At 69.4% G+C, this 11,995-nt stretch carries 7 protein-coding genes; 4 read left to right on the forward strand and 3 right to left on the reverse strand.

Going from position 1 to position 11,995, the window contains the following annotated elements:
- Nucleotides 1-184 precede the first annotated feature (184 nt).
- Nucleotides 185-2,095 (forward strand): N-acetylmuramoyl-L-alanine amidase, encoded by a 1,911-nt coding sequence (locus ACWEJ6_RS01885; RefSeq protein WP_452420586.1) that lies wholly within the window; start codon nucleotides 185-187, stop codon nucleotides 2,093-2,095.
- Here the strand turns inward: ACWEJ6_RS01885 and ACWEJ6_RS01890 are convergent.
- Nucleotides 2,058-2,954, reverse strand: coding sequence for a MurR/RpiR family transcriptional regulator (locus tag ACWEJ6_RS01890; RefSeq protein ID WP_364330608.1), 897 nt, complete (start codon nucleotides 2,952-2,954; stop codon nucleotides 2,058-2,060). The two genes, ACWEJ6_RS01885 and ACWEJ6_RS01890, sit on opposite strands and share 38 nt — an antisense overlap.
- A 50-nt stretch (nucleotides 2,955-3,004) precedes the next feature.
- On the reverse strand, nucleotides 3,005-5,584 hold the full coding sequence (glgP, locus tag ACWEJ6_RS01895) for an alpha-glucan family phosphorylase (protein WP_452420588.1): 2,580 nt from the start codon (nucleotides 5,582-5,584) through the stop codon (nucleotides 3,005-3,007).
- A gap of 293 nt (nucleotides 5,585-5,877) precedes the next feature.
- Between glgP and ACWEJ6_RS01900 the strand changes: the two genes are divergently transcribed.
- The 3 genes from ACWEJ6_RS01900 to ACWEJ6_RS01910 all read left to right on the forward strand — a co-directional run bounded on the left by ACWEJ6_RS01900 (nucleotide 5,878) and on the right by ACWEJ6_RS01910 (nucleotide 11,087).
- Nucleotides 5,878-7,980: an alpha-1,4-glucan--maltose-1-phosphate maltosyltransferase gene (locus ACWEJ6_RS01900; RefSeq protein WP_452420590.1), complete on the forward strand. Its 2,103-nt coding sequence runs from the start codon at nucleotides 5,878-5,880 to the stop codon at nucleotides 7,978-7,980.
- 71 nt (nucleotides 7,981-8,051) lie between these two features.
- Nucleotides 8,052-9,752: a maltose alpha-D-glucosyltransferase gene (gene treS / locus ACWEJ6_RS01905; RefSeq protein WP_352322061.1), complete on the forward strand. Its 1,701-nt coding sequence runs from the start codon at nucleotides 8,052-8,054 to the stop codon at nucleotides 9,750-9,752.
- Between the two features lie 3 nt (nucleotides 9,753-9,755).
- Nucleotides 9,756-11,087, forward strand: coding sequence for a maltokinase N-terminal cap-like domain-containing protein (locus ACWEJ6_RS01910; protein ID WP_452420593.1), 1,332 nt, complete (start codon nucleotides 9,756-9,758; stop codon nucleotides 11,085-11,087).
- A 31-nt stretch (nucleotides 11,088-11,118) separates the two neighbouring features.
- Here the strand turns inward: ACWEJ6_RS01910 and ACWEJ6_RS01915 are convergent, their stop codons facing one another.
- Nucleotides 11,119-11,973, reverse strand: coding sequence for an NAD(P)-dependent oxidoreductase (locus ACWEJ6_RS01915; RefSeq protein WP_387671137.1), 855 nt, complete (start codon nucleotides 11,971-11,973; stop codon nucleotides 11,119-11,121).
- Nucleotides 11,974-11,995: the final 22 nt, after the last annotated feature.

The raw sequence follows: 11,995 nt of genomic DNA on the forward strand, positions 1-11,995 counted from the left end.
AACTCCCCCTCTCCTCCGAGGCCCGCCTACCCAGCCCGTCACCTGCTAGTCCTCGGGAACGGGCCGCCGGAGCCGGTCCGGCGGCCCGTTAAGGGATGAAAAATATCTTCGCAAAGTTCTCGCCAGAGAAGGAAAATGTTGAGACGCTGAACGCGCACCACGCCCCCCAGTCAAGGAGCGGTTCATGCGCAGAGCGCTGGCGATCGCCGTCGTCGCCTTGTTGCCCTTAACCCACGTGCCCTCGGCCAACGCCGAAGAGCCCGCCGACCGGCAGCAGGCGTTCGCCGCGGCGGCCGACGAGTTCAAGGTCCCCCAGAGCGTGCTGCTCGGCGTCTCGTACCTGGAGTCGCGCTGGGACGCCCACGCGGGCCAGCCGTCGAGCGACGCCGGGTTCGGCCCGATGCACCTGACCGACGCGGCCGCGTACACCGGCTCGAACCACCACGGAGAGGGCGAGGAGGACGCCCGCGGCGACGAGAGCAGGCCGCTCGCGCCCACGGCGACGCCCGCCCCGGCGGAGATCCCCGCCTCGCTGCGCACGATGGAACGCGCCGCGCAGCTCACCGGCGAGAGCCACGAGCGGCTGCGCACCGACGACGCGGCCAACATCCGCGGCGGCGCGGCGCTGCTGGCCGACTACCAGAAGAGCCTCGGCGCGCCCCTGAGCGCCAACCCCGGCGAATGGTACGGAGCCGTCGCCAAGTACTCCGGCGCCGACGAGGCCGACGCGGCCAAGTTCTTCGCCGACGAGGTCTACGCCACCATCCAGGAGGGCGCCGAGCGCACCACGGACGACGGGCAGAAGGTCACCCTGCCCAAGGTCCCGGACCTGGAGAAGATCGAGAAGTGGCTGGAGAAGCTCGGCCTGCGGCCCGCGCGGCGCGACGGCGTCGAGTGCCCGGCCTCGATCTCCTGCGAGTGGATCCCCTCGGCCTACCAGGAGCTCCCGCCGGACGACTACGGCCACTACGACCTGGCCAACCGGCCGGTCAGCCAGAAGGTCGACTACATCATCATCCACGACATGGAGGGCTACTTCCTCCCGTCGATCAAGCTCAACCAGGACCCGAACTACGGCGCGAGCTGGCACTACTCGGTCCGTTCCAGTGACGGGCACATCGCCCAGCACATCAAGACCAAGGACGTCGGCTGGCAGGCCGGCAACTGGTACATCAACGCCAAGTCCATCGGCATCGAGCACGAAGGCTTCCTGGCCGAGGGCAGCACCTGGTACACCGAGGCGATGTACCGCTCGTCGGCCCGGCTCGTCCGCTACCTGGCGCTCAAGCACGGCGTGCCGCTCGACCGCGCCCACATCCTGGGCCACGACAACGTCCCCGGCACGATCCCGAGCACGGTCCGCGGCATGCACGAGGACCCGGGGCCGTTCTGGGACTGGGCGCACTACTTCCAGCTCATGGGCGCGCCGCTGCACCAGTTCGGCGGGCCGCAGGCCGGCTCGGTCATGATCAAGCCGGACTTCGCCACCAACAAGCCCTACTTCTACGGCTGCGACCGCAAGAACCCCGAGGCGGCCTGCCCGCCGCTCAGCGCCGGCACCGTGTGGCTGCGCACCGAGCCGCGCGACGACGCCCCGCTGATCAAGGACATCGGCAAGCACCCGACCGGCGGCTCGCTCTACAGCGTGTACGACCACAGCGCCAGGGCCAGCACCGGCCAGCGCTTCGCCGTCGCCGACCGCCAGGGCGACTGGACGGCGATCTGGTACCTCGGCCAGAAGGCGTGGTTCCACAACCCGGCGAGCGCCCCGACCGCGATCCCGTCGATGGGGCTCGTCGTCACGCCGAAGCCGGGCAGGGCGACCGTGCCGGTGTTCGGGCGGGCCTACCCGGAGCAGGAGGCGTACCCGGCCGGCATTCCGTACCAGGCGGTGACGCCGCTGCAGTACACGTTCTCGGCGGGCGAGAAGTACACGCTGGCCGGGCCGGCCGCCACCGAGTACTACCGGGCGGTCACGTTCGACCTGGCCGACCACACGGTGGTCAAGGGCAAGACGAAGTACCTGGAGATCCAGTTCGGGCACCGCGTGATGTACGTCAAGGCTGACGACGTGCAGGTGTCGTTCTCCGGGTGAACTCCTTGACGGCGCGCCTGGTGCTCGCGAGCGCCTCCTGAGAGGAGTCGAACGTGCGCTGGGCGACGCCGACGAACACGCAGTCGACGACGAGGAGCTGGCTGATCCTGCTGGCCAGGGCGCCGGGGCGGAACTCCGTCTCGCGCCCGGCCGAGATCAGCACGTGCTCGGCCAGCTCCGCGATCGTCGAGCGCGGGTTGTTGGTGACGGCCACCGTGGTGGCCCCCGCCTCGCCCGCCCGGCGCAGCGGCTCGATCACGTCGGGGGTCTCCCCCGAGGTGCTGATGCCGATCGCCACGTCGCCCGCCTTCAGCAGGACGGCGCTGGTCAGGGCCAGGTGGGCGTCCTGGAAGGCGTGGCTGGACAGGCCGATGCGCAGCAGCTTCTGGGCGACGTCCTCGGCGACTAATCCCGAGGCGCCCACGCCGTAGGCGTCGATGCGCCTGGCCCCCACGATCGCGTCGACGACCAGGCCCAGGCGCTCGCTCGTGAGCTGGGCGACGGTGTCGTTGATGGCCTCCGACTCGGCCCTGGCCACCTTCTGGATGACCTCCGACAGCGGGTCGTCGGGCGCCAGGTCGCCGGGCACGAGCCGGTCGGGCTGCGCGGCCGCCGCCGCCAGAGCCAGCCTGAGCTGGGGGTATCCGGCGAAGCCGAGCAGCCGCGCGGTGCGCACGATGGTGGCCTCGCTGGTGCCGGAGGCGGCCGACAGCTCCGTGATGGTGCTGCGCGCGACCGTCGCCGGATCCTCCAGGATGAGCCGGGCGACGGTCTGCGCGGCAGGCGTCAGGGACGGCAGGACACCGCGGACCGTGGCCACCAGATTGTCAGCCCGCAGGCCGTTCCCGCTGTCGTCCACGGTCCTGATTATGCACCGCCCGACCACCGGGCCGACCTCGTCCGGATATATCAGCGCAAGGTACCGTTCGTCATTCCCACCGGCTCCTCCGGGACGGCGATCAGCCCCAGTTCCGCCGGAGTGGCAGCGAACGGGTGATGCGGGACGACCCGGACGGTGTATCCGAAGGCCCCCGTACGGTCGAGCGGCACCCGGCCCGTGAAGTGGGCGTGGCCGTCGTCCTCCAGCGACTCCAGGGCCAGCCGCGCGTACCGGGGCCGGACCAGCTCGTCGTGCGGCCCGACCTTGCCGTACGCGGCCTCGACCAGCACGTCCCCCGGCTCCAGGTCGCCGAGCGCGATCGTGGCCCGCAGCTCGACCGAGGCGCCCACCTCCGGGGCGTCGCCCACGCCGGACGCCTCGACGTGCTCGACCCGCACGCCCGGCCAGGCCCGCGTGACGCGCACCCGCCAGGCCGCGAACGCCCTGGCCGCGGCGTAGTTGTCGGCCGACAGCGCGCGGGCCGACTTGGCGGCCGGGGTGTAGAGGTCGACGACGTAGTCGCGCAGCATGCGTCCGGCCAGCACCTTGGGCCCGAGCGAGGCCAGGGTGTGCTTGACCATCTCCATCCACCTGCGCGGCAGCTCGTCGAACGGCCGGTCGTAGAAGCGGTCGGACACCTCGTGCTCGATCAGGTCGTACAGGGCGCCGGCCTCCAGCTCGTCGCGCCGGTCGGGGTCGCTGACGCCGTCGGCGGTGGGGATGGCCCAGCCGTTGGTGCCGTCGTACCACTCGTCCCACCAGCCGTCGCGGATCGACAGGTTGAGCCCGCCGTTCAGCGCCGACTTCATGCCCGAGGTGCCGGACGCCTCCAGCGGCCGCAGCGGGTTGTTCAGCCACACGTCGCAGCCCTGGACCATGAGCTGGCCGAGCGTCATGTCGTAGTCGGGCAGGAAGACGATGCGATGGCGCACGTTGTGCTGGTCGGCGAACTTGACGATCTGCTGGATCAGCTTCTTGCCGCCCTCGTCGGCCGGATGCGCCTTGCCGGCGATCACGATCTGCACCGGCTTGTCCGGGTCGAGCAGCAGCCGGGCCAGCCTCCTGGGATCGCGCAGCATGAGCGTGAGCCGCTTGTACGACGGCACCCGCCGGGCGAAGCCGATCGTCAGCACGTCGGGGTCGAGCGCCTCGTCGATCCAGCCCAGCTCGGCCACCGAGGCGCCGCGCTCGCGCCACGACCTGCGCAGCCGCTCGCGCGCGCCCTCGACCAGCCGCCTGCGCAGCTTGCCGCGGATCTCCCAGATCTCCCGGTCGGAGATCTTCTGGATGCCCTCCCAGCCGCGGGCTCGCTCGATCAGCGAGGGCAGCTCGCGGCCCGCCAGCTCCATGAACTCGCGCCCGACCCACGTGGGCGCGTGCACGCCGTTGGTGATCGAGCCGATCGGCACCTCGTCGAGGTCGAAGCCGGGCCACAAATCCTTGAACATCTCCCGGCTGACCGCGCCGTGCAGCTCGGAGACGCCGTTGACGCGCTGGGCCAGGCGCATGCCCATGACGGCCATGTTGAAGCGGCCGGGCTCGGCCTCGGCGCCCAGGGCCAGTATGCGCTCGACGGGCACGGTCGGCCAGGCGGAGTCGCCGCCGAAGTGGCGTTCGATCAGGTCGCAGGGGAAACGGTCGATGCCGGCGGGCACCGGCGTGTGCGTGGTGAACACCGTGCCGGCGCGGACGGCCTCCAGGGCCTCGTCGAACGACAGGCGCGACTCGGTCAGCTCGCGGATGCGCTCCAGGCCGAGGAAGCCGGCGTGGCCCTCGTTGGTGTGGAAGACCTCGGGCTCGGCGTGGCCGGTGATGCGGCAGTAGGCCCTGATGGCGCGTACGCCGCCCACGCCCAGCAGCAGCTCCTGCATGAGCCGGTGGTCGGTGCCGCCGCCGTAGAGGCGGTCGGTGACGTCGCGGGCGGCGGTGTCGTTGTCGGCCACGTCGGAGTCGAGCAGCAGCAGCGGCACCCGGCCCACCTGCGCCACCCAGACCTGGGCGTGCAGGACGCGGCCCTCGGGCAGGCCGAGACGGATCTTGACGGGTTCGTCGCCGTCCTTCAGCAGGGTCAGCGGCAGCCCGCCGGCGTCGAGCGCCGGATAGTGCTCAAGCTGCCAGCCCTCCGGCGACAGGGACTGGGTGAAGTAGCCGTGGCGATAGAGCAGGCCGACCGCGAGGATCGGCACGCCCAGGTCGCTGGCCGCCTTGAGGTGGTCGCCGGCGAGGATGCCGAGACCGCCTGAGTACTGGGGCATCGCGGCGGCGATGCCGTACTCGGGGGAGAAGTAGGCGATGGCGCGTGCGACGTCGGGCAGCGTCTGGTACCAGCGCGGCGATGTCATGTATTCGCGCAGGTCGTCAGCTGCGTCGGCCAGGCGGCGGAGGAAGCGGCGGTCGGCGGCCAGCTCGTTGAGCCGGGCCGGTGTGACGGCGCCGAGCAGGGCCACGGGATCGTGCCCGACCTGTTCCCACAGGGCCGCGTCGACCTCGGCGAAGAGGTCGAGCGTCTCCGGGTGCCAGGACCAGCGGAGATTGTGCACGAGCTCGCCCAGGGCGACCAGCTCCGTGGGCAGGACGGTGCGGACGGTAAACCGGCGGATAGCTCTCACGTTTCTGCACCCTACGGGCTAGGAGGGACCTCTCAGTCCTTCACCCCCAAGAAGCCCCTTCAAACCCCAGCCCGGAACAAGCATGAAGCCGGACGATTGGGGCAACTTTCCTCTTTGTTGGCTCTCCCGGGAACACACTCGGGAGGTCTATCCGCTGCTGTCCAGTATTTACGTGCAAGGATCGTTACTGCCGGGGTAGGCCGTATCCAGCGGTCCCACGCGGTTGCGAAATCTTGCACATACGGAAAGCCTCCGGCGGCGCCGAGCGCGCCGTCGCAAACCCTGCGAATGCGATGATCGGACGAATTCCCATCACGGACATCTCCCCCGTCGTCGACTGCGGGCAGTGGCCCGCCAAGGCGGTCGCCGGCGAGACCTTCCAGGTCTCGGCGACCGTCTTCCGAGAGGGCCACGACGCCGTGGCCGCGGGCGTGGTGCTCACCTCGCCCGACGGACAGCGTGGCCGCCTGAAACCCATGCGCGAGCTGGCCCCCGGCACCGACCGCTGGGGCGTCGACGTGTGCCTGCCGGCCGAGGGCGACTGGATGTTCCGCGTGGAGGCGTGGAGCGATCCGATCGCGACCTGGCTGCACGACGCCGAGATCAAGATCCCGCGTGGGCTCGACACCGACCTCATGTGCGAGGAGGGGGCCCGGCTGTTCGAGCGGGCCGCCAAGGCCGTCCGCACGGCCGAGTGCCCCGCGCCCGGCGGCCAGGGCGGCCCCGGCAACGGGCACCCCAGGAACGGCATGGGCAACAGCAAGGGCAACGGCAACGGCGACAGCGCGTGCGGGCACCGGGCGGCGCTGCTGTCGGTGTCGGCCACGCTGCGGGACGAGGATCTCGACCCGCGCGCCCGGCTGTCCATCGCCCAGCTCCCCGAGACGGCCGCGCTGCTGGCGGCGCATCCGTTCCGCGAGCTGGTGACCAGGGCCAAGCCGTACAAGGTCAGGGTCGACCGGCGCAGGGCGCTCTACGGCTCCTGGTACGAGTTCTTCCCCAGGTCCGAGGGCGCGGTCGTCACCGAGTCCGGCGTCTCCAGGTCGGGCACCTTCGAGACCGCGGCCAAGCGGCTGCCCGCCATCGCCAAGATGGGCTTCGACGTCGTCTACCTGCCGCCGATCCATCCCATCGGCCAGACCTTCCGCAAGGGCCGCAACAACACGCTGAGCCCGGAGCCCGACGAGCCCGGCTCGCCGTGGGCCATCGGCTCGGAGGACGGCGGCCACGACGCCGTCCATCCCGATCTGGGCACCCTTGAGGACTTCGACGAGTTCGTCAGCCGCACCCGCGCCCTGGGCATGGAGGTCGCGCTCGACTTCGCCCTGCAGTGCTCCCCCGACCACCCGTGGGTCAAGGAGCACCCGGAGTGGTTCACCATCCGGGCGGACGGCACGATCGCCTACGCCGAGAACCCGCCGAAGAAGTACCAGGACATCTACCCGATCAACTTCGACAGGGACCCCGAGGGCATCTTCGCCGAGGTCCGGCGGGTGCTGCGGCACTGGATGGACCACGGCGTGCGGATCTTCCGGGTGGACAACCCGCACACCAAGCCGGTGGCGTTCTGGGAGCGCCTGCTGGCCGACATCCACGCGACCGACCCGGACGTGGTGTTCCTGGCCGAGGCGTTCACCCGGCCCGCGATGCTCCAGACGCTCGCCAAGGCCGGGTTCCACCAGTCGTACACGTATTACACGTGGAAGAACTCCAAGTTCGACGTGGAGACCTACCTCTCCGAGCTCGCGCACGAGACGTCCGTGTTCCTGCGGCCGAACCTGTTCGTCAACACCCCGGACATCCTGCACGAGTACCTGCAGCACGGCGGCGTGCCGGCGTTCCGGATCAGGGCCGTGCTGGCCGCTCTCACGTCGCCGACCTGGGGGGTGTACTCCGGGTACGAGCTCGCCGAGAACGTTCCGGTGCGCCCAGGTAGTGAGGAATACCTTGATAGTGAGAAATATCAGTACAAGCCACGCGACTGGGCGGCAGCCGAACGCGAAGGAAGGACCCTCGCCCCGCTCATCACCCATCTGAATTTGTTCCGAAGAGCGCATCCGGCGCTGCAGGAATTGCGTAACCTACGGTTCCACAGGGTCGACCATCCGGACATCGTCTGCTTCTCCAAACGGCTTCCGGGCGCCTATGACACGGCCACACGAAGGCACGGGCTGGGCGACGTCGTTCTGGCGGTTGTCAATCTGGATCCTCACCACACCCACGAGGCGACGGTAGATCTCGACCTGCCCGCCATCGGTCTCGACTGGAACGCCGAGTTCGTCGTGGACGACGAGCTGTCGGGCGAGTCCTACCGCTGGAGGCAGAGCAACTATGTGCGTCTCGACCCTCACATCCAGCCTGCCCACATTCTCACCGTACGAGCCGCGCCACGGTAGAACAGAATTCAGCGGGGAGTCTTCAACGTGTGTGAAAGCGCCCTCCTCATGAGCCCCCTCTGGGGGAGCCCATGAGCTCCACACCCATTCCCAACACCTTCGACGAGGAGAAGCCGCGCGATCCTTACTGGTACAAGCGCGCCGTCTTCTACGAGGTTCTGATCAGGGGATTCGCCGACTCCAACGGCGACGGGACCGGGGACATCAAAGGCCTGATCAGCAAGCTCGACTACCTGCAGTGGCTGGGCGTCGACTGCCTCTGGCTGCTGCCCCTGTACGAGTCGCCGCTGCGTGACGGCGGCTACGACATCGCCGACTTCATGAAGATCCTGCCCGAGTTCGGGGATCTGGGAGACTTCGTGAAGCTGGTCGACGAGGCGCACAAACGCGGCATGCGGGTGATCGCCGACCTCGTCATGAACCACACCAGCGACGCCCATCCCTGGTTCCAGGCCTCCAGGCACGACCCGGAAGGCCCGTTCGGCGACTTCTACGTCTGGTCGGACACCGATGAGAAGTACCAGGACGCCCGGATCATCTTCATCGACACCGAGACGTCCAACTGGACCTACGACCCGGTGCGCGGCCAGTACTACTGGCACCGCTTCTTCCACCACCAGCCCGACCTCAACTACGAGAACCCGGACGTGCAGGAGGCCATGCTGGAGGTGCTGCGGTTCTGGCTGGACCTCGGCATCGACGGCTTCCGCCTGGACGCGGTGCCCTACCTCTTCGAGGAGGAGGGGACCAACTGCGAGAACCTGCCCAGGACGCACGAATACCTCAAGAGCATCAGGCGCGAGGTCGACCGGCTCTTCCCGGACCGGGTGCTGCTCGCCGAGGCGAATCAGTGGCCTTCGGACGTGGTGGAATATTTCGGCGATCCGGTAGGCGGCGGGGACGAATGCCACATGGCCTTCCATTTCCCGCTCATGCCCCGCATTTTCATGGCGGTCCGCCGAGAGTCCCGCTACCCAATTTCCGAAATTTTGGCACAAACGCCGAAAATTCCGGAACATTGCCAGTGGGGGATTTTCCTGCGGAACCATGATGAGCTGACGCTCGAAATGGTGACCGACGAAGAACGCGACTACATGTACACGGAGTACGCCAAAGATCCGCGTATGCGGGCGAATGTCGGCATCCGCCGGCGGCTGGCTCCCCTGCTGGAGAACGACCGCAACCAGATCGAGCTGTTCACCGCGCTGCTCCTGTCGCTGCCGGGCTCTCCCGTGCTCTACTACGGCGACGAGATCGGCATGGGCGACAACATCTGGCTCGGCGACCGCGACGGCGTCCGTACCCCGATGCAGTGGGACCCCGACCGCAACGCCGGGTTCTCCGACTGCGACCCCGGGCGGCTCTACCTGCCCGTGATCATGGACCCGATCTACGGCTACCAGGCGATCAACGTCGAGGCCCACCAGAAGAACGCGGGCTCGCTGCTCCACTGGACCAAGCGGATGATCGAGATCCGCAAACGTCACCCCGTCTTCGGGCTCGGCGAGTTCGCCGAGCTCAACTCCTCCAACCCCAGCGTGCTCGCGTTCGTCCGGGAGCTGGGCGACGACCGGATGTTGTGCGTCAACAACCTGTCGCGCTTCCCGCAACCGGTCGAGCTTGACCTGCGCAGATTCGTCGGCGTCTCCCCCGTGGAAACCATGGGAGGGGTCCCATTCCCGGCAATTGGCGAACTACCGTATCTTTTGACGCTTCCCGGGCATGGGTTCTATTGGTTCACACTCCCACCGGCACACACCCAGGAGGAGTAGGGCGTGATAGAGGAGCTCCTTGCCGCATGGATCGGCCGCCAACGATGGTTCGGCGGCAAGGGGCGCCCGATCGACGATCTGTCGATCGAGTCGGACGTCCTGCTGAGGCCAGGGCTCCGGCACCTGATCGTGGCCGTCTGGCAGGAAGGCGCGCGGGACCGGTACCAGATCTTCCTGGGCGAGCGGCACGACCTGCCCGACCGGCTCAACCACGCCCTCGTCGGCAGCCTCGGCGACGCCTACTTCTATGACGCCGTCCATGACGCCGACGCCATGAGCTGGCTGCTGGAGGGCATGGCGGGCGACGAGACCCGCAGCGGGCTGCGCATGCGGCACGCGCCCGGCGTCGTCATCGACACCTCCCAGCGCAGCCTGGTGCTGGGGGCCGAGCAGTCGAACACCTCGCTCGTGTACGGCGACTCCTACATCTGCAAGCTGTTCCGCCGGCTCGTCCCTGGCGTCAATCCGGAGCTGGAGATCATCAGCGCCCTGGCCGTCCGGAGCGCGCCGAACATCGCCCAGCCGTACGGGTGGATCGAGGCCGACGTGGACGGCACGGACACCACGCTCGCCTTCATGCAGGAGTACCTGTCCAACGCCAACGACGGCTGGGACCTCGCCTTGACCAGCGTCCGCGACCTGTACGCCTCGCTGCCGGGGGTCACCGCCGCCGAGGCGGGCGGCGACTTCGCGGCCGAGTCCGTACGGCTGGGCATCGCCACCGCCCGCGTCCACCAGGAGCTGGCCGCGGCGTTCCCCACGGACCTGGTCGAGATTCCCGAGGTCAAACGCATGGCCGAGGGGTTCCGGCGACAGCTCGGACGGGCCATGGCCGAGGTGCCCGAGCTGCGGCGGCACGTGGCGGCCCTGGAGGACGCCTACCACCAGGTGGAACTGCTCACCAGGGAAGTGCCCGTGCAGCGTGTTCACGGGGATTACCACCTGGGCCAGGTGATGCGCACGCCCACCGACTGGGTGGTGCTCGACTTCGAGGGCGAGCCGGGGCAACCGCTGGCCGAGCGCCGGGCGCTGTCGTCGCCGCTGCGGGACGTGGCCGGGATGCTGCGCTCGTTCGACTACGCGGCCAGGCACCTGCTGGCCGACCACCCGCAGGCCGCCGAGCTCCAGCCCCGGGCCGAGGCCTGGGCCGACCGCAACCGCACCGCCTTCCTGGACGGCTACCGCGAGGGCGGCGGCATGATCACGGTCGGGGACGCGGCGCTGCTGCGGGCGTTCGAGCTGTCCAAGGCGGTGTACGAGGTGGTCTACGAGGCCCGCAACCGCCCGTCGTGGGTCTCCATCCCGCTGGCCGCCTTCCACCCCCGCCCCGCCTGACCGGCGGACCCCGCCGCGGGCGGCCCGAGAGTCAGCGCAGCTCTTCGACCAGGCCGGGCAGGCCCTCGGCGCCGTGGCCGCGGGCGACGCGCTGGTCGATGATCGCCTTCAGCGGCAGCAGGAGGTCGGGCTTGACCTGCTGCTCCCGGAAGGCGCGCACCAGGTTCTCCAGGCCGGACCTGTTGATCTCCAGGTTCGACACCGAGGTCGTGTAGTCGCGCGACTCGACGGACTTGACCCACTCCGGTTGCAGGGCGGCCATCGCGTTGAGCCACGGGACCAGGAGGGTGCTGGTGAAGTCGGTCAACGAGTAGCCGGCCGAGTCGACGAGCGCGGCCGCCTCCAGGAAGCCGGCGATCTGGCCGTACATGCCGGTGAGCATGGCCAGGTCGAGGAGCGGGGCCATCCCGGGGTCGGAGCCGACGAAACGCGGCTCGGCCATCGCGCGGAACGCGTCCTCGAAGCGCTCGAAGGCCGCCTGCGAACCGCTGTAGAGCACGAGCGCGCCGGGCCGGCCGATCATCTGGGGCACGGCCATGATGCCGCCGTCCACGTAGTCGCCGCCGCGGGCGGCCACCCATTCAGCCGCCTCGCGGGCCTCGGCGGGCCGGCCCGTGGTCAGGTTCGCCACGACGCGGCCCGTCAGCGGGACGTCGGCCAGCAGCTCGTACACGGCCGGGTAGTCGAGCACGCAGACGATCACCAGCGGGCTGGCCGCGACCGCCTCCGCCACCGTCCCGGCGCGGGTGGCGCCCCTGGCGACCAGGGGCTCGGCCTTGTCCGCCGAACGGTTCCACACGGTGACGCGGTGTCCGGCGTCCAGCAGGCTGCCGGCGAGCGCCGCGCCCATGAGGCCGAGACCGATGATGGAAATTTCTTCTGACATTTCGGGATTCCTTAGGTTCTGA

It is taken from the genome of Nonomuraea sp. NPDC004702 (genome assembly GCF_053601695.1).

Excerpts from the sequence above, each read along its gene's own strand:
- ACWEJ6_RS01915 (WP_387671137.1), bottom strand. The coding sequence starts at position 11,973 with ATGTCAGAAGAAATTTCCATCATCGGTCTCGGCCTCATGGGCGCGGCG.
- treS (WP_352322061.1), top strand. The coding sequence starts at position 8,052 with ATGAGCTCCACACCCATTCCCAACACCTTCGACGAGGAGAAGCCGCGC.
- ACWEJ6_RS01900 (WP_452420590.1), top strand. The coding sequence starts at position 5,878 with ATGATCGGACGAATTCCCATCACGGACATCTCCCCCGTCGTCGACTGC.
- ACWEJ6_RS01885 (WP_452420586.1), top strand. The coding sequence starts at position 185 with ATGCGCAGAGCGCTGGCGATCGCCGTCGTCGCCTTGTTGCCCTTAACC.